The following is a 16,592-nucleotide window of genomic DNA, read 5'->3' as shown; positions in this document are numbered from 1 at the left end:
CATGCGCTTCGTGACCGCCATCCTCCTCGCCTGCCTCGCGGGCCCGTCCGCGGCGTGGGCGCAGGCGGCGCCGCTCCCACCGCGCGAGGTGCCGGCCAAGACGATTCCTGTACCGGGCACCGTGAGCCCGGCCCTGCGGGCGATCATCGCCCAGCCGCTGCGGACGAACTGGGACAAGCCGCCGACGACGCCGGACGGCTGGAAGCAGCTCTCGGACGGCTTCGCGACGCTTGCCGCCCCGCAGATCGGGCCGATGTCCGAGCGCCTGCGGGTGACCGTGGCGCCGACGACGATCGACGGCGTGCGGGCGTACACGATCACCCCGACCGACATCCCCGCCGCGAACCGGGAGCGGATCGCGATCCACGTCCACGGCGGCTGCTACGTCCTCAACCCCCGCGAGGCCGCCCTGCCGGAGGCCATGCTGCTGGCCGGCTTCGGCCGGATGAAAGTGATCGCGGTCGACTACCGGATGCCGCCGGAGGCGTTCTTTCCGGCGGCGCTCGACGACGGCATGACGGTCTACAAGGCCGTGCTTCGGACCACCGCCCCCGACCGGATCGCGGTCTTCGGAAGCTCGGCCGGCGGCGCGTTGACCCTCGCGATGATGCTGCGGGCCAAGGCGGAAGGCCTGCCGCTGCCCGGGGCCATCGTACCCGGCACGCCGATGTCGGACGCGACGCAACGCGGCGACTCGTTCCAGACCAACGCGAGGGTGGACAACGTGCTGGTCTCGCCGGCGGGATTCTGCGACGCGGCCACGAAATTCTACGCCGCGGGGCACGATCTCACCGATCCCCTGCTTTCGCCGATCAATGGAGACGTGCGCGGATTCCCGCCGACGATCCTGACGACGGGCACGCGCGACCTCCTCCTCTCGAACACCGTCCGGATGCACCGCAAGCTTCGGCAGGCCGGGGTCGAGGCCGCGCTCCAGGTCTTCGAGGGGCAGTCGCACGCGCAGTTCTACCGGGACGATCGCGTGCCGGAGGTGAAGGAGGCGTTCGAAGAGATCGCGTCCTTCCTCGACCGGCATCTGGCGCGCTGAACCAGGGGCCGCCACGTCGCCCGCGACAGGCCGCGGGCGACGTGGCCTGCGGGGATGCGGCGGGCCGCAAACGAACCGGCCGCCTCCACGATCGCGGCCGCCTGTCACGATCTTGATCGGGGCACGCCTTCGAGGTCGAGCGAGGGCGTGTCATCCATGCGGCTCCTGCCGCGAAGAGCCGAAGCCCAGAGGACATCCATGGCGATCGCGCCCGTTGATCCGGCCCCGTCCAAGCCCCGCCCCTCCAAGCCTGTGCCCTCCAAGCCCGTGCCGGCAACGGATCCCGGAACCGCCCCGGCGGCCGGGACGCTCGAGCGCCTCGGCATCCGATTCACCGCCTGGGCGGAGCGCTGGTTTCCGGACGCCTTCATCTTCGTCGCCATCGCGGTCGTCGTCGTCGCCCTCGGCGTCCTGGCCAACGGCGCGCCGGCGGCGTCCGTCGCCAAGAGCTTCGGGGACGGGTTCTGGAGCCTGATCCCCTTCACCATGCAGATGGCCTTCGTCACCATCGGCGGCTACGTCGTGGCGGTCTCGCCGCCGGTGCGGGCGCTGATCGAGCGCATGGCGCAGGTGCCCCGGACCGGGCGCGGGGCGGTCGGCTTCGTGGCGGGCGCGACGATGCTCTCGTCGTTCCTCAGCTGGGGCCTCAGCCTGATCTTCGGCGGCCTGCTGGTCCGAGCGCTCGCCCGGCGGACGGACCTCCGGATGGATTACCGGGCCGCGGGCGCGGCGGCCTATCTCGGGCTCGGCGCGACCTGGGCGCTCGGTCTCAGCTCCTCGGCGGCGCAGCTCCAGGCCAACCCTGCGAGCCTGACCAAGAGCCTGCTCGCGATCTCCGGCGTGATCCCGTTCAGCGAGACCATCTTCCTGTGGCAGTCGATGCTGATCGCGGCGATCCTGTTCGTCGTCTCGGTGGCGATCGCCTACGCCTCGGCGCCGCGCGGGGCGACGGCCGTCACCGCCGAGACCCTGGGCGTCGACGTGAGCCGCGAGTCGACCGACATCCCGCCGCCGCGCCAGCCCGGGGAGTGGCTGGAGCATTCGCCGCTCCTAACGATTCTCCTCGTGGTGATCGCCGGCGGCTGGATCGTGCAGGAATTCGCCCGTCAGTCGTGGATCGTCGCGATCTCGAACCTCAACACATACAACCTGCTGTTCCTCACCCTGGGCCTGCTGCTGCACTGGCGGCCGAAGCGCTTCCTCGTGGCCGTCTCGAAGTCGGTGCCGGCGATCGCGGGCATCCTGATCCAGTATCCGCTCTACGCGGCGATCAGCGGGATGCTGACCGTGCCGAAGAACGCGGCCGGCGCCTCGGCGTCCGATGCGATCACCCATGCCTTCGTCAACCTCAACACCGCCGGCACCTTCCCGCTGACGATGGGCGTCTACTCGGCGATCCTCGGCTTCTTCGTGCCCTCGGGCGGCGGTAAGTGGCTGCTCGAGGCGCCTTACGTGCTCCAGGCGGCCAACGAGCTGAAGGTCCACCTCGGCTGGGCGGTGATGATCTACAACGCCGCCGAGGCGCTGCCGAACCTGATCAACCCGTTCTGGATGCTGCCGCTGGTCGGCATCATCGGCCTGAAGGCCCGGGACATCGTCGGCTTCAGCTTCCTCCAGCTCATCGTGCACCTGCCGCTGGTGCTGTTCCTGCTCTGGGCCCTGGCCTTCACGTTGACCTACCATCCGCCCGTCATGCCGTGAGGGCGAGGCGGCGGGAGGGTCAGATCTTGCGCGATGCGCCTTGGCCGACGAGGACGGCGGCGCCGGCATCCGCGAGACGCCGCATCTGATCCTTCGGCGCGTCCGAATTCGTGACCAGCGTCCAGCGTTGCGGCAGAGCCGCCCAGGCGTTCTGCTCGGCCCGGCCGAGCTTGCTCGCGTCGGCGAGCACGATCACCCCGTTCGCCTGGCGCATCATCAGGGATTTGAGCGCCACCTGATCGAGGCTCGCCTCGCAGAGGCCGCGCCCCGCCACCACCCCGTCGGCGCTGAGGACGACGTGATCCGCGGTCATGAGGCGAAGCGCCTCGACGGCGAGGGGGCCGACCGTGCTCATGCTGGTGGCCCGCAAGGCGCCTCCCAGGACCACGAGCTCGATCCCCGGCGCCTCGGCGAGGGCGGGGAGCAGGGCGAGGTTGTTGGTGACGATGCGCAGGCGGCGCTTGGCGAGGAGCTGCCCGAATGCGGCGACCGTGGAGCCGGCATCGAGGATCAGCGTGTCGCCGTCCTCGACCAGCGTGATCGCCTTGCGGGCGATGGCGAGCTTCTCGGGCCCGTTCACGGCCATCCGCTCGGCCAAGGTCGTCTCGACAGGGTGGCCGGCGAGGATCGCGCCGCCGTAGGTCCGGCGGACGGCCCGGGTGGCGGAGAGGACCTGGAGATCGCGCCGGACCGTGGAGGCGGAGACGTCCAGGCGGGCGGCGACGTCGTCGACGTCGATCTCGCCGAGCTTCAGCGCCTCCAGCAGCAGCGCCTGACGCGCCTTGCTCCGCATCGACATGAGGACGACGACCCTACCGAGATGATCCGGTGCGCCCGATCCGACCCGGACGATCCCTTCGGGACGGCGGATCCGGGCGCGGCACGGGCTCGCCCGATCCGCCCTCCGCTCCGATCGAGGGGAGGGCGCATCATGCCGAAGGTCGGGCCGGCTGGCTATGCGGAAGCCGGTGCCGCCTTCGGCGCGAGCTCGACCGCCTGTCGCAGGGCCTCCATCAGGCTGCGCTCGTCGGCGACGCCCTTGCCAGCGATGTCGAAGGCGGTCCCGTGGTCGACCGAGGTGCGGATCACGGGAAGGCCCACGGTGATGTTCACGCCGGCCTCGAGACCGAGCACCTTGATCGGGCCGTGACCCTGATCGTGGTACATCGCGACGACCATGTCGTAGTCGCCGCGTCCGGCGAGGAAGAACAGCGTGTCGGCCGGCAGCGGGCCGCGCACGTCCCACCCCCGGGCCCGACAGGCCTCGACCGCCGGCGTGATCTTCTCCGCCTCCTCGCCGTGGCCGAACAGCCCGTTCTCGCCCGCGTGCGGGTTGATCGCGCAGACGCCGATCTTCGGGTTCGCGATGCCGGCCTTCACCAGCACCGCGTGCCCCCGCGCGATCACGCGCTCGACCAAGCCGGGCTCGATCTTCGCGATCGCGTCGACGAGGCCGATATGGGTCGTGACGTGGATCACCCGGAGTTTGGGCGAGACCAGCATCATCGAGACCTCCGGCGTGCCGGTCAGGTGGGCCAGCATCTCGGTATGACCGGGGAACTTGTGGCCGGCGGCATGAAGCGCCTCCTTGGACAGGGGCGCGGTGCAGATCCCGCCGGCCTCGCCCGCCTGCACCAGCTCGACGGCCTTGGCGATGAAGCGGTAGGCCGCCTCGCCGCCGACCGGCGACACCTGCCCGAACGGCAGGTCGGCGGGGACGACCTTGAGGTCGATGCATTGCACCGCCCCCGTGTCGAAGTCGGCCTCGCCGACATCGGCCAGGGCATCGACCGGTACCCGCGATCCGACGATCTCGCCCGCCTGCCGCAGGCGCCCGGCATCGCCGACGACCAGCGGACGGCACAGGGCCTGAACCTCGGCATGGGCAAGCGCCTTCATGATGATCTCGGGGCCGATGCCGGCCGGGTCACCCATGGTGATGGCGATGGTCGGACGTGTCATGAGAAGCTTCCTTCGATGCGGACCGCACGCAAGCGCTCGCGGATGCGGATGAGGCTGTCGGCGTCGCCGAAGGCGCCCGCCTTCGTCGCGACGGGGATGGCGAGGCGGCCGAGCGTGAGGCCGAGGGACACGCCGGGCTCGATCTCGTCGACGAGGCGGATCCCGTCGACGCCGAAGCGCGAGAGGAGGGCGGAGGCGGTCTCGCCCCCGGTGGCCGCGAACGCGCCGATCGCGGCGCCCAACGGCGCGAGCGCGTCGGCGAGGGCATGCACGAGGCGGGGGCCGAGGGCCATGTCGGGAACGCCCGCCATCGCGATCTCGACCAGGACGTCGTGCCCGGTGGCGATCGCGATCGCGACGCGCGCGACCGCAGCGGCCAAGTCGCCCGGATCGCCGAGAAGGGTCTCGGACGAGACGGGCAGGTGGACGACGCCGTCGAGCGCCGCGAGCTTGCGGGTGGCCGCGCGGGAGGCCGTCGCGAGCGATCCCACCACGATCAAGCTGCCGCCCCGGCGCGACGCGATCCGCAACGGCGCGAGCGCCGGCCTCGCCTCGACCGCTGCGAGGGCGTGGGCAAGGCCGGCGCTGCCGACGAAGAACGGCGCCAGCCCGCCCGACGGGCCCGCGGCGGCGATGCGCAGGCCCTCGGCGGCGATGCGCAGGCCCGCGGCGGCGATGCGATCGAGATCCGCCTGGGTCTCGGCATCGCAGACGGCGACGACGTCGCCCATGGCGGCGACCTGCCCGAGCGCCGACGCGAAGCCCGGGCCGCGCACCGTGACCAGCGGCACGGCCGTCGTCCGGATCCCGGCCGTGCCCAGCACGAAAGCTAGGTCGGCGTTGGCGTAGCTGTGGTCCCGTGCCCAGACCTCGGCCTCCTCGAGGGGGCGCCCGTCGACCTGGACGTGCCCGCCGACGGTCGTCCGCCCGGTGGCCGGAAAGGCCGGGGCGCAGATCCCGAACACGGTTCCGGCGAAGCCGGCCTCGGCGCGGCCCTTCAGGTGACGGAGCGCGGCGGCGGTCTCTGCGGCGGGCTGGCCGCGCAGGGTCGAGTCGATCTTCTTGAAGAGGATCCGGTCCGGATCGTGGAGGCGCCTCAGGCATTGGGCGTGCCGCTGCGCGGCAGCCGCGGCGGAGAGGCCCCGGCTGTCGGCATCGTAGGACAGCACCGGGAGATCCGCCGACCCGCATCCCGTCGCGGTTCCCCACGTCACCGCCGCCGCTCGGCCGCGACGACCGAAGGCGATGGCGCAATCGGCGGCGCCGGTCAGGTCGTCGGCGAGGATGAGCCAGCGCTCGGCCATGTCAGCGCCCGGCGACGACGCGGTCCGGCTCGGCCGTGCGGCCGGCAGGCGCGCTCCCCGTGACCTCCGCGATTTCGCCGTCGGCCCTCACGGGATCGCCGAACCGCCGCGCGGCCCAGGCGGTCGCCACGGGGACGAGGATGGCCGTGACGACGACGCAGGCGGCCACCAGGATCGTCGCCGGACCTGCGGCGTCGGCATAGGCCGGGTTGGCCGAGGCCACGATCGCGGGCACCGCCGCGGCGTTGCCGGCTGTCGAGGCGGCGGCGATCCCCGCGACCCCGGTCCCGCCGGTGAGCCGGTCCGCGAAGAAGAGCGGGATGCCCGTCACGACCACCACGGCGACGCCCATGGCGACGCCGAGGAGGCCCGCCTGCCAGACCTTGGTGAGGTCAAGCCCCGCACCGAGCGCGAAGGCGAAGAACGGGATCATCACCGGGATGGCGCGGCCGAGGAAGGCGCGCATCTCGCGGTCGAGGTTGCCGATGATCATGCCGACGAGGAGCGGCAGGATGGCGCCGACCAGCGTCTGCCAGGGAAAGGCCGAGAGTCCCGCGACCCCGAGCGTGACCATGGTGAGGAACGGCCCGCTCTCCAGCGACATGACCGTGTAGGCGCCCACGTCGCGCGGGCGGCCGTACTGGCCCATCAGCGCCATGTAGAGGCCGCCGTTCGTGTCGTTCATCGCGGCGACCACGGCCAGGGTGGACAGGCCCGCGAACATGCCGGCGGCGACCGGCGCCTCGCCCAGGACGCGTCCGAAGACCAGGCCCAGAAGCACGGCGATGCCGACCTTCACGAGCAGCAGGGTGCCGCCCTTCCTGGCGATGTACGGCGTCGCGCGGAAATCGATGCTCGCCCCCATGCACACGTAGAAGACGGCCAGGATCGTCAGCGCCCCGGAGAACAGGGCGCCCGTGAACGAGCCGAAAAGCTTCGGCGTGCCGGGGAAGAAGGTGGCGATGAGCGCCCCGGCGAGCAACGGAACCACCATCATGCCGCCGGGCACGGCTTCGATCGCCCGCTTGATCGGGATCTGCATCTCGGGATCCTCCCTGCGCATTTTGCGCAGATTTTTTCATTCTTGCGCCGATCAAGCCCACAACGAGGTCCTGCAGCGCATTCATTCTGCACTGTTTGCGCAGTTTGTCTACAAAGTGGTTCAAACCGCGCGATCTTAATCGTTCGACCAGCACGACAGGTGCCGCATGGGGCGCCGTGTCGACCCTAGACAGGTGACGCGCACGCGGCGCGAAGACGTTGCGTGGGGCGAGGCGGTTGTGACTGGTCCAAGGGCCACCCGCGATGCGGTGCTCGGCCGAGGGCGGCCTCTCCGGCCCGTCGCCCGGACAAGCCTTTCAAGGCCGTCGGTCAGGTCCCCGCCTGCTGGCGCCGGTATCCGCCCGGCGTCGTGCCGACCCGGCGGACGAACGCACGCCGATGTGGCCATGGACATCTCCCGTCCCGGCGCGCGCAGCCAGCTCGCGGAGCATGGGGACGTGATGCAGATCCTGCCGGTGGTTTCGGCCGATTCGAACGGCCTCTCTCGATTCCTCGGGATCGGGACCGGTGCGTCACCCGAGCCTGAAACCCATGGCTCCCCTTCCGGCTTTCCCCATTCCACAGAAAGGCGTGAGATGATCGACCTGAACACCGCGACCGCCGAGGAACTCGACACCGTAGCGGCGTTGAGGGGCCACGGCTTCGAGATCGTGCGGTACCGCGAGGAGCGTGGCCGTTTCACCAGTCTGCGGCAGCTCGACGAGGTGCCAGGTCTCAGTGGCAAGACGGGCGGCGTCGAGCGCGACGTCGATGTCGGCAAGACCTAGAGCATTATCGAGCGAGGTGGAGCGCGGCTCGCGGGAAGAAAATGCGATTCCACAACAAGATAGAGCATTTTGCGTGATCCAGGGATCACGCAAAATGCTCTGGCGTCCGGAACCCTCGCTGGCACCCGCGTCTCAGGGGTGGGACAGGGTCAGGTCGAGCTGCGCGCTTTCCGTATCCCGTCCCATCCGCCGATCCAGCGCTCGCAGGACCGGCGTGACCGAAACCCCATGCATGAGGATGGAGATCAGCACGGTCAGGCTGGCCGTGGCCCAGAGAAGGTCCGCCTGTGCGAACGTCGCGTGGCCCATGGCGAAGGACAGGTAGTAGACCGTCCCGAGGCCGCGGATGCCGAAGAAGCTGACCACCGCACGATCCTCGCGGGATCGACCGCTACCGAGAAGACCGAGCCAGCACGCGAGGGGTCGAACGACCAGTATCGCGATCAAGGCGAAGGCGGCGGCTGTCCATGTGAGGGCCTGGAGCAGCCCTCCGGCGGCCAGCATAGCTCCGAAGCCCACGAGAAGCACCATCATCAGCAGGCGCTCGAGCTCCTCGGCATAGCTGTGCATCTTGCGGTGATAGTCATGCCCGTGGCTGGAGGCGCGCAGGGCCAGGGCCGCCGCGAAGACGCCCACGAAGCCGTAACCGTCGACGGCCTGGACGCAGCCATAGGCGATGCAGGTCACCCCGAGGGCGACGAAACCGTCGCCGGTCCGGGACAGCTTCGAGACGTTGGGCAGATGGAAGGTCAACCATCCCAAGGCCCGCCCGATCAGCGCGCCGAGGACGGCGCCGACGAGGATCTTCCAGAGGACGTCGACCGCGAACCAGTGTGACCAGGGTACGCCGGCAAAGCCACTCGTCCCCGCAAGGGCGATGGCGAGGTTCACGAAGGGGAAGGCGAGCCCGTCGTTGAGGCCGGCCTCGGAGGTCAGGGCGAAGCGGGGCTCGTCCTCGTTGTCCTCGGCAGGCTCTCCGACTTGGACGTCGGAAGCGAGCACCGGGTCGGTGGGTGCCAGCGCCGAGGCGAGAAGCAGGGCTCCCGCGGCGCCCAACCCGAGCAGGGCCGACCCAAGGAGGGTCAGGGCCAGGATGGTGAGCGGCATGCCGATGCCGAGCAGACGCCAAGTCATCGACCAGCGCTTCCAGCCGATGAAACGGTCGATCTTCAGACCAGCTCCCATCAGCGAGATGACGACCACCGCCTCGGTCGCGTGCTCGACGAGCGTGGGGTGCGTGCCGGGATGCGGGGTGAGCTCGCCGATGGCAGGGACGAGCGACAGGGCGGCACCGATGCCGACGCAGCAGATCGGCAAGGACAGGGGCAGGACCCGGAGCACCATCGGCAGCCATGCCGTCAGAAGCACCAGGACACCGAACCCGGCGACGACGAGGACATAGGTTTCCATCTCAGGGCGAACCGTCCCAAGTGCGGTCACGTTCCCGATACCGGCTCCTCTGCGACCCTGGCGACCTGCGGGGCCACCACAAGACTATCGTCGACTTCCGACCGTCGTCCGCGAGGAGCGGTTCGAGTTCGCGGCAGAGCGGGACTCCAAGCCCATCTGCAGGCGAGCGGCGCCGACAAGGACAAGCTGACGGCAGGGCAGAAGGCCGAACGTCGCAACCGTGCGGTGGCGGAACCACGCCCTCGCTACGACGCTCCAGCCCCGCGCAGTTGCGGTTGGGCCAACGGTTTTTCGCGGTTTGGAACGCTGCCTCGCCGGGAATGCAGCTCGCTTTCCCGGCGCTCGGTGGGGTCATGCTGCTCGAGCGGCGACCTTCGCGAAGGTGCCGGTCGCGATCTGCTCTTGGAGCTGCGCCTTGAAGTCCGCGATGCCGAGGACCTGAACGGGATTGCCCGCATCGTCGAGAAACTCGTAGAGCGCATCCTCGATACTGCGGTTGCTGAAGAAGACGATCGCATCCTCGTCGCCGCCACCCTCCATGTGGGGGTCGGCGTTCGCGACGCCCGAGACGTAGCTGCCCGTCGGACGGGTCTCCTTCAGGGTTCCGTCCTCGCGGTAGAACCTCAACTCACCTTGCATCACCAGCGTCACGTAGGGGCTCTTGTGCCGGTGTAGCATCACCCGCTGGTTGGCGGCGAACTTGAACACGACGTCGACGATGCGGTTCTCCTCGTCGACCTTGTAGACGAAGAAGGCGATGTGCGGCAGCCAGTCCAGGGTCCGCCAGGTGATGTTGGTTTCGTCGAACGTATGTTCGGACATTTTGTTTCCTTCCGTTCCCCCATCCCGCCGCACTCGGCGGACGCGCTGTTTTCAGCTGCTTCGGATGGTTCGACGTAGACGCAACGTCCTCCGCGATGAATCGATACGCGGCTTTTTGGCCGATCCGTCATGCGTCCGACGTCACCGGGCGATCATGTCCGCCCGTGACATGGGCCTCCGGTCAGCGTCTCTCGCTCCGCCTCGGGACTGCCATGGCCTCGATGAAGTTGCGGATTTCCGTCTGGCGCTTGTCGCCGTCCGTGACCTGGTCGTCCGGGCCGAGGCGCCAGGCGAGGTCCCGGGACATAGCCCGCCAAGGTCGTCCCGGCTCCGGTCGCGCTTTCCCCGATCTCTTCAGGTCGAGACCGGCATGCGCGACGCTTCAGCCCAGGGATGCCTCGGCTGCAACAAACGTGCGGATGGCTCGTTGATCGCCCATGTCCGCGAAGCGCCCCTTGGATGCCTCGGTGATCCTCGTGGTCGAGGACGACGATCGCGTTCGCCTATGCGCCGCCGAGATGCTTGAGGACGCAGGCCTGACGGTGATCGAGGCCGGCAACGCCGATGAGGCTTGGGACATCCTCGAACGGCGCTCGGATGTCGGGGTGCTGTTCACCGACATCGACATGCCCGGCTCGATGTGCGGCAAGACGCTGGCGGAGCGCGTCTACGCCTCGTGGCCGGATATCCGATTGGTCCTGACCTCCGGGCGACACCGCTTGGCGGATGAGGAGGTCCCCGATCACGGCCACTTCGTGTCCAAGCCCTACAGCACGCGGGATGTCGTGGAGGCCGTCGCGGACGCCAAGTAGGGCGCCCTCGACGTCAAGGTTGGTGCCAAGCCCCTCGTCGACAAGGCCATGGGGAGGCGTGATGCAGGCAAGGGCGGCGCGACCTGGGACAGGGCCCGCCGACTGGGGAAGTCCACGGGAAGTCGCGCCTTTCTACCAGTCGGTGCAAGCATAAAAACTACGGTTGCCGAAGCGGACCACCGTTCTTGTGCTCGTTCACCAAGCGCCTTGAGGCGATGCGAACAAGTAGCCGGCGACTGTTCCAGGACCACTTTAATGGGGGAAATCCAAGATGCCGGTTCGCGCTTTCGTGATATTGATGCTGGGACCGATCGCGACGCCAGCCTTGGCCTTGCAACCGCAGGACACCCTGCGGGACTGGAGTGCCGCAACGGGCGCGGACCGTGATCGTCTGCTGCAGCAGCTGGAGAAATCCAGTGCAAAAGGTGTTCCGCGCAAGGATGTGCTGTCCTGCCTCAATGACGCCGCGAGCATGAATGCGCATGCCGACTTGGCGATCGGCGATGTGTTCAGGGCCTGTGCCAAGCAGGCATCGGAAGACTCGATCTGAGTGCCGACCATCCCCTGACCTCGCGCGTGAAGCGGAGAGGCGTTTCAAGACGAAGGGGACGGCTATCAGACGAGAGAAACAGATGCCGCCCACGAGGGCGATCTGAAAGCCATTGAGGTTTGGAACCGATGCTCTCGCAAGCGGCTATTCTCGTGACGGCCCTCCTCTTCGGCGGGATGGTCCTGTACTCGTTCGGTTTCGCTTCGTTTCTGTTCAGCGCGCTGCCCGCCTACGCGGCAGGCCCACTGCTGCGCCGCGCCTTCCCGCATTTCTACATCTTCGTCATGGTGTGCGCCCTCGGTGGCGCGGCGCTGACAGCCACCACCGATAGGGCATCGGCACTCATACTGGGACTGATCGCCGTCACGGCGCTCCTCGCGCGCCAGATACTCATGCCGGCCATCAATGGCGCGACCGACATGTGTAATCGCGCTCGCTTCGGCATCCTTCATACCGGATCGGTCCTGGTGACCCTGGCTCACATCGTTGGGTCCTCCGCAGTAATCCTGAGACTTTCCGCCTAGCCGCGTCCAATCAGGGGCACACCTGCAATGCCCGGGGGCATGCCAACGAGATCTCGGGCTTTCAGGACAGCTCGATCACCGAACCGTAGAGAGGCTGGTCAAGCGACCGCATGGCGCGTCCGCGGTTGATTGGGTCTCGTCGCGCATTCAACCAACCGGGAAACGACCATGGCCCACGCCCTCGTCATCGGCGCCAGCAAAGGTATCGGCCTGGAGACCGTGAAAGCGTCGCTCGCGGCCGGACATCGCGTCCGGGCTTTCGCGCGTTCGGCCACGACCATGACCCTGTCCGGTGCGGGTCTGGAGCGTTTCACGGGTGACGCGCTGAAGGCTGGAGATGTCGCCGCCGCCCTTGACGGCGTGGACGTCGTCGTCCAGGCGCTCGGGGTGCCGGTCAAGGATCTGCTCGGCCCGGTGACGCTGTTCTCGGACGCGACCAACATGCTGGTACCGGCCATGGAGAAAGCCGGTGTCAAGCGCCTCCTGGCCGTCACCGGCTTCGGCACTGGCGATAGCAGAGACTCCATCGGCCTGCTTCAGCGCGTCCCGTTCCGCCTCGTCTTCGGTCGCGCCTACGACGACAAGGATGCGCAGGAGATGCGCATCCGCAAGAGCGGCCTCGACTGGACGTTCGTTCGGCCAGGGGTTCTCACGCCCGGATCGGCGACCGGCCGCTACAAGGTTCTCACCGAGCCCTCAAAGTGGCGGAACGGCCTGATCGCGCGGGCCGACGTCGCCCACTTCATCGTCGGACAGGTCGACCAGCCGACCTACGTGCGAAAGGCCGTCGTCCTGATCGGCTGATCGACCACGGCCGGACCCGAGCATCCGAAAAATCCGTGACCCGTATCGGATGCCGTGACGCGGTGTGCGTTACTCTCGGAGCCGCGCGGCTCCCGCCCGAGGCCCAGGTCGACCCATCATGTTCGCCTCCGTCTACGTCATCCTGCCGGTCTCGGACCTCGCGCCCGCCGAGGCCATCCGCGCCTCGCTGGCGCCCTTCCAACGCGGCGGCAAGGCCTTGGCAATCCGGACCTCAGCCTGGCGACCGTGGCACACAGGCCCAGCGCGTCTCCAGCCGCCAAGTCCAGCCGATGTTCCAGGCGGAGGGCCAGACCTTGCCGGGCTTCGTCCTCGACCGACGCCTCTACCGCGCCATGCAGCGCCTCATCGATGCCGAGGATACCCGCCCAGTGAGTGCGATCACCTTCGATGTCGCTTTCGGAGAGCTGTCCTATGTCAATCGGACCTTCCGCAAGCGCTTCGCCCTGACTCCGTCCCAGGTCCGCCGACTGGGCAGAACCACCGGCGGAGTAGCTTCGGGGCCGGCCGGAGCCGGCGAGTCACTGCGCGCTGACCGGTAAAGCAGGCACGGACCTTCGAGCCAAAGCCGTAAGCATCGAAGCTCCTATCCATCCAGCCCAAGCAGATGGGTTCATCCATCCGAAGCGGGTTTCGCGAGGAGGGATCAGACGTCGGATCTCAATCGCTACGCGCTCAGATTCAGCCGGTAGCGATAGGCATCGCCCCGGAACAAGCCCTCGACGTACTCGATCATGACCGAGTCCTGGTTGTAGCTGTGGCGCTTGATCAGCAGGCACGGGAGGGGCCGTTCGAAGGCGAAGATCTCGCATTCGTCCGCCGTCGGCATGGTCGCCTCCACCGTCTGCTCGCAGCGCACGAGGCGGCCGCCCGGATGCTCGCCCAGGAACGCGTAGACCGAGCCGGAAAGGTCGCCGGTCTCGAGGGCGGGCACCACGCGGATGTTGTACCAGGCGACCTCGCGCGACATCGGCACGCCGTCGCCCGACCGGACGCGCGTCAGGCGCAGGAACGGGGCCGTCGAGGGGAGGCCGAAGATCGAGGCGATCGAGCGGTCCTCTGTGACCGTCCGCTCCAGAATGCGCGAGGACGGGATCTTCCCCAGCTCCCGCATCTCCTCCGTGAAGCCCTTGAGCCGGTCCATGCCCGGGCGCACGGGCTCGGGGGGACGGCGCACGAGGAAGCCGGAGCGCCCGCGCGGCACGAGAAACTCGTCGTCGCTGAGCTCGGCATAGGCGCGCTGGACCGTGACGCGGCTGACCCCGAGGCTGTCGGCGAGCTGGCGCTCGGCCGGCAGGATGACGCCCGGCGGCAGCGAGCCCGAGAGGATCAGCTCGCGCAGCTGGCCCTCGATCTGCCGGTAGAGCGGCATCGCGGTGTCGCCGCGCAGGCGCAACAGAGACAGCACCGAGGGACGCTCGCCGCTCGCGATGTCCCGGTCGACCTCCCCCTGCATCGTCCGATTTTTGGGGCGCACGTCCGATCGACCTCCGGTACAGAGGCTTATATCGGATCGGCTCGGAGCGCTCCATGCGTGTCTTTGTCATCGGAAGCTTCGTGATCGCCTGCTCGGTCAAGGTCGCGCGGCTGCCGCAGGCGGGCGAGTCCCTCGACGGCTCGGCCTTCGTGGCCGAGCCCGGCGGCAAGGGCTTCAACCTCGCGTTCGCCGCGCACCGGCTCGGCGTCACGGTTGACGGGCTCTTTGCCGTGGGCACGGACGTGTTCTCCCCGGTGGTCCGCGCGACCTTCGCGCAGGTCGGGTTCTCCGAGGCCATGCTGGTGCCGCATGCCGGCTCGACGGGCGCCGGCGTCGCCTTCGTCGATGCAGCCGGCGAGAACTGCCTGGCGGTCTGCCTCGGTGCCAACCTCGCCCTCGCTGCGGAGGACGTCCGGGCCGCTGCCGCCCGCGTCGGGCAGGCGGACCTCGTGGCGGCGACGTTCGAATCGCCGGACGCCCCCATCCGCGAGGCCTTCGCCCTGGCTCGGACGCGGGGTCTTCCCACCCTGCTGAATCCCTCGCCGGTGCGTGCCCTCGACCCGGCGATCCTGGCCGACACTGCGATCCTCGTCGTCAATGCGGTGGAGGCGGCCGATCTGGGCCTCGGCGCTCCCGACGCCATCGCTGCGGCCCGGGCCGCGACGCCGGCCATCGCCGCCCTGCTGGACGGCGGCCTCGAGCTCCTGGTGGTGACCCTGGGGCAGTGCGGCGCGATCGCGTTCCGCCGCGGAGTACCGCCCCTGCGCCAGCCGGCCTTCGCCGTGACGGCGGTCGATACGGTCGGGGCGGGGGACGCCTTCGCGGCCGGGCTGATGGCGGGCCTGCTCGCACAACAACCCCTCGACGCGACCCTGCGGCAGGCCGCGGCCTGCGGCGCCCTCACGACCCGCCGGTTCGGGGCCTTCGACGCCTTTCCGACCGCGCAGGCGTTGGCCGCCTTCCTGGACGAAGCCGGACCTCGCCTCAGGCCGCATCCAGGCACGGCGCCGTCTGCCCGCTGAACATCGAGAGCGAGGCGACGATGCTCAGCAGCTCCGCCTGCCGCTTGGTCCCGGTCTTGTTGAAGATCGAGGTGAGCTGGGTGCGAACGGTGCTTGTCTGGACGCCGACGCTCTCGGCGTAGCTCTGCAGGCGCGAGCCCCCGGCCAGCGCCTGGAGCAGGCGCGCTTCCGCCGGGGTGAGGTCGAACAGCAGGTTCAGGAGGCCGTCGTCCGGAACGGCCCACGCGCCGACGTGCACGAGGACGAGCAGCACCGCCGAGGCACCGAAGACGTCGCCGGGGTGCCGGTCCAGGCGCATGACGTGAGCGATCTGAGGGCGGTGGTCGGAATAGCCGCGCACCGGCATGCTCTGCGTCGCATGCCGGCCGCCGACGACGTTGCCGATCGCATCCTGCAGCAGCTTGCTGTTGATCAGGCTCTTGAACAGCAGGCCGCCGTGCTGGCCCGGGGGCAAGACCTCCTCCCGCTCCTGCATGCGGGCATTCATGGTCAGCACCCGCCCCGAGGCCGACAGGACCGCCGCGGGAAGCCCGATCTGGTTTAGCGTCATGGTGGCGACGCGGGTGCGCTCGCAGCCGAACTGGGCGCCGAGCTGGCACGCACGCGCGAGATGGGGCCGCAGGGCGTCGAGCCGAGGCAGGATGGCGGCCTCATGGGGGCCGGTTCGGGCCCGGCGTTCGGCGGTGATGATCGCGACGTCGCCGGTCGCCAGGGGAATCGTCGTCCCCACCTGCCAGAACGGCGCGTCGACCTCGCAGGGCCGCCCGTCCTGGGAGCCCGGCACGAGGTCGACGTCGCGCATGAAGCCCGCATGAGCCAGGGTGCGCCACTGCGCCGTGCGCCCGCTGCCGCGCCAGGAAGCCGTGGTCGTGTGATGACGCAGGCGCTGCTCCAAAGTCGGTGAGGCGATCCACCGGGGCATGCCGACGGGGGGCAGCACCATGAGCACGGCACCATCCGAGTTCGCCGTATCGCCAAGAGATTGAAGGACCTCCGGCCAGAGCTCGGGAGTGCCTGCAGCCTCGTAGATCCGGTCGATGAGAGCTTCCCGCATCAGCACGCCCCACGGTGATCCCGCTGATCGCGATAAGACCAATATCAGTCCAAAATCGACGGCGGTATCCCTCAAACGGATGATGCCGGCGACGAGGGACGGCGCCGCGAGCCCGGTTCCGGCAGGTTCGCCGGTGCGTCGCCTCGCCGGGGGCGGCGACAACTCGGCATCCAGCGTCGTGGGTGAAGCCGTGCAAAGGCCTGACGTGGCGGAGCTTTCCTGTTCGGCCGAGACGTCCGCGGCGGGCCTGCGGCG

Annotated in this window: 17 protein-coding genes; 9 read left to right on the top strand and 8 right to left on the bottom strand. The window is 69.1% G+C overall.

The genetic code is table 11. The features are described 5' to 3' along the window. The first annotated feature begins 1 nt into the window (after window position 1). The gene (locus tag FV227_RS05490; RefSeq protein ID WP_147858507.1) at window positions 2–1,048 is read left to right on the top strand and encodes an alpha/beta hydrolase; all 1,047 of its coding nucleotides are present in this window, start codon (window positions 2–4) and stop codon (window positions 1,046–1,048) included. 198 nt (window positions 1,049–1,246) lie between these two features. Next, entirely contained in the window at window positions 1,247–2,749 is a 1,503-nt protein-coding gene (locus FV227_RS05485; protein ID WP_244033301.1) for a TIGR00366 family protein, read from the top strand. Window positions 2,750–2,768: 19 nt separating this feature from the next. Here FV227_RS05485 and FV227_RS05480 read toward each other — a convergent pair whose 3' ends face one another. The 4 genes from FV227_RS05480 to FV227_RS05465 form a co-directional block, all read right to left on the bottom strand. After that, a complete protein-coding gene (locus FV227_RS05480; protein ID WP_147726471.1) occupies window positions 2,769–3,548 on the bottom strand; it encodes a DeoR/GlpR family DNA-binding transcription regulator in 780 nt (259 codons plus the stop codon). Window positions 3,549–3,703: 155 nt separating this feature from the next. Further along, window positions 3,704–4,711, bottom strand: a complete 1,008-nt coding sequence (gene pdxA / locus FV227_RS05475; protein ID WP_147858506.1) for a 4-hydroxythreonine-4-phosphate dehydrogenase PdxA — start codon at window positions 4,709–4,711, stop codon at window positions 3,704–3,706. Further along, a complete protein-coding gene (locus FV227_RS05470; protein ID WP_147858505.1) occupies window positions 4,708–6,015 on the bottom strand; it encodes a four-carbon acid sugar kinase family protein in 1,308 nt (435 codons plus the stop codon). Before FV227_RS05470 ends, pdxA begins: the two co-directional genes overlap by 4 nt. Window position 6,016: 1 nt before the next feature. After that, entirely contained in the window at window positions 6,017–7,057 is a 1,041-nt protein-coding gene (locus FV227_RS05465; RefSeq protein ID WP_147858504.1) for a 2-keto-3-deoxygluconate permease, read from the bottom strand. Between the two features lie 406 nt (window positions 7,058–7,463). On the opposite strand from FV227_RS05465, the gene FV227_RS29690 reads away from it, so the two are divergent. Further along, window positions 7,464–7,844: a helix-hairpin-helix domain-containing protein gene (locus FV227_RS29690; RefSeq protein WP_246686457.1), complete on the top strand. Its 381-nt coding sequence runs from the start codon at window positions 7,464–7,466 to the stop codon at window positions 7,842–7,844. Between the two features lie 132 nt (window positions 7,845–7,976). Here the strand turns inward: FV227_RS29690 and FV227_RS05455 are convergent, their stop codons facing one another. Together FV227_RS05455 and FV227_RS05450 are read right to left on the bottom strand one after the other, a co-directional pair. Further along, window positions 7,977–9,254 (bottom strand): cation:proton antiporter, encoded by a 1,278-nt coding sequence (locus FV227_RS05455; RefSeq protein WP_147725579.1) that lies wholly within the window; start codon window positions 9,252–9,254, stop codon window positions 7,977–7,979. A 351-nt stretch (window positions 9,255–9,605) separates the two neighbouring features. Further along, window positions 9,606–10,076: a regulator gene (locus tag FV227_RS05450; protein WP_147858503.1), complete on the bottom strand. Its 471-nt coding sequence runs from the start codon at window positions 10,074–10,076 to the stop codon at window positions 9,606–9,608. Window positions 10,077–10,513: 437 nt separating this feature from the next. Here FV227_RS05450 and FV227_RS05440 point away from each other — a divergent pair, with 437 nt between their 5' ends. The 5 genes from FV227_RS05440 to FV227_RS30270 all read left to right on the top strand — a co-directional run bounded on the left by FV227_RS05440 (window position 10,514) and on the right by FV227_RS30270 (window position 13,326). Next, window positions 10,514–10,888, top strand: a complete 375-nt coding sequence (locus FV227_RS05440) for a response regulator (protein WP_147858502.1) — start codon at window positions 10,514–10,516, stop codon at window positions 10,886–10,888. Between the two features lie 271 nt (window positions 10,889–11,159). Further along, a complete protein-coding gene (locus FV227_RS05435; RefSeq protein ID WP_147858501.1) occupies window positions 11,160–11,438 on the top strand; it encodes a hypothetical protein in 279 nt (92 codons plus the stop codon). A gap of 128 nt (window positions 11,439–11,566) precedes the next feature. Next, window positions 11,567–11,962, top strand: coding sequence for a DUF4149 domain-containing protein (locus FV227_RS05430; protein WP_147858500.1), 396 nt, complete (start codon window positions 11,567–11,569; stop codon window positions 11,960–11,962). 168 nt (window positions 11,963–12,130) lie between these two features. Next, entirely contained in the window at window positions 12,131–12,766 is a 636-nt protein-coding gene (locus FV227_RS05425) for an NAD(P)H-binding protein (protein ID WP_147858499.1), read from the top strand. Beyond that, entirely contained in the window at window positions 12,664–13,326 is a 663-nt protein-coding gene (locus tag FV227_RS30270) for a helix-turn-helix domain-containing protein (RefSeq protein WP_348642506.1), read from the top strand. Before FV227_RS05425 ends, FV227_RS30270 begins: the two co-directional genes overlap by 103 nt. Before the next feature lie 125 nt (window positions 13,327–13,451). Here FV227_RS30270 and FV227_RS05415 read toward each other — a convergent pair whose 3' ends face one another. Further along, window positions 13,452–14,261 carry a GntR family transcriptional regulator gene (locus FV227_RS05415; RefSeq protein WP_246686456.1) on the bottom strand — a complete coding sequence of 270 codons (810 nt, stop codon included), beginning with the start codon at window positions 14,259–14,261 and terminating at the stop codon, window positions 13,452–13,454. 53 nt (window positions 14,262–14,314) lie between these two features. On the opposite strand from FV227_RS05415, the gene FV227_RS05410 reads away from it, so the two are divergent. Continuing rightward, window positions 14,315–15,283 carry a PfkB family carbohydrate kinase gene (locus tag FV227_RS05410; protein WP_147858497.1) on the top strand — a complete coding sequence of 323 codons (969 nt, stop codon included), beginning with the start codon at window positions 14,315–14,317 and terminating at the stop codon, window positions 15,281–15,283. Here FV227_RS05410 and FV227_RS05405 read toward each other — a convergent pair. Further along, a complete protein-coding gene (locus FV227_RS05405) occupies window positions 15,246–16,337 on the bottom strand; it encodes a helix-turn-helix transcriptional regulator (protein WP_147858496.1) in 1,092 nt (363 codons plus the stop codon). The two genes, FV227_RS05410 and FV227_RS05405, sit on opposite strands and share 38 nt — an antisense overlap. Between the last annotated feature and the right edge of the window lie 255 nt (window positions 16,338–16,592).

The organism is Methylobacterium sp. WL119 (genome assembly GCF_008039875.1).
Classification (GTDB): domain Bacteria; phylum Pseudomonadota; class Alphaproteobacteria; order Rhizobiales; family Beijerinckiaceae; genus Methylobacterium.
Note: the sequence above shows the minus strand (reverse complement) of the source record. Positions and strands in the feature narration are given on the sequence as shown.

Bases quoted from the DNA above. Each gene is read 5' to 3' on its own strand.
- pdxA (WP_147858506.1), bottom strand. From the start codon at position 4,711: ATGACACGTCCGACCATCGCCATCACCATGGGTGACCCGGCCGGCATC.
- FV227_RS05405 (WP_147858496.1), bottom strand. From the start codon at position 16,337: ATGCGGGAAGCTCTCATCGACCGGATCTACGAGGCTGCAGGCACTCCC.
- FV227_RS05465 (WP_147858504.1), bottom strand. From the start codon at position 7,057: ATGCAGATCCCGATCAAGCGGGCGATCGAAGCCGTGCCCGGCGGCATG.
- FV227_RS29690 (WP_246686457.1), top strand. From the start codon at position 7,464: ATGGACATCTCCCGTCCCGGCGCGCGCAGCCAGCTCGCGGAGCATGGG.
- FV227_RS05425 (WP_147858499.1), top strand. From the start codon at position 12,131: ATGGCCCACGCCCTCGTCATCGGCGCCAGCAAAGGTATCGGCCTGGAG.
- FV227_RS05410 (WP_147858497.1), top strand. From the start codon at position 14,315: ATGCGTGTCTTTGTCATCGGAAGCTTCGTGATCGCCTGCTCGGTCAAG.
- FV227_RS05440 (WP_147858502.1), top strand. From the start codon at position 10,514: ATGTCCGCGAAGCGCCCCTTGGATGCCTCGGTGATCCTCGTGGTCGAG.
- FV227_RS05455 (WP_147725579.1), bottom strand. From the start codon at position 9,254: ATGGAAACCTATGTCCTCGTCGTCGCCGGGTTCGGTGTCCTGGTGCTT.
- FV227_RS05430 (WP_147858500.1), top strand. From the start codon at position 11,567: ATGCTCTCGCAAGCGGCTATTCTCGTGACGGCCCTCCTCTTCGGCGGG.
- FV227_RS05435 (WP_147858501.1), top strand. From the start codon at position 11,160: ATGCCGGTTCGCGCTTTCGTGATATTGATGCTGGGACCGATCGCGACG.
- FV227_RS05470 (WP_147858505.1), bottom strand. From the start codon at position 6,015: ATGGCCGAGCGCTGGCTCATCCTCGCCGACGACCTGACCGGCGCCGCC.
- FV227_RS05450 (WP_147858503.1), bottom strand. From the start codon at position 10,076: ATGTCCGAACATACGTTCGACGAAACCAACATCACCTGGCGGACCCTG.
- FV227_RS05485 (WP_244033301.1), top strand. From the start codon at position 1,247: ATGGCGATCGCGCCCGTTGATCCGGCCCCGTCCAAGCCCCGCCCCTCC.
- FV227_RS05490 (WP_147858507.1), top strand. From the start codon at position 2: ATGCGCTTCGTGACCGCCATCCTCCTCGCCTGCCTCGCGGGCCCGTCC.
- FV227_RS05480 (WP_147726471.1), bottom strand. From the start codon at position 3,548: ATGTCGATGCGGAGCAAGGCGCGTCAGGCGCTGCTGCTGGAGGCGCTG.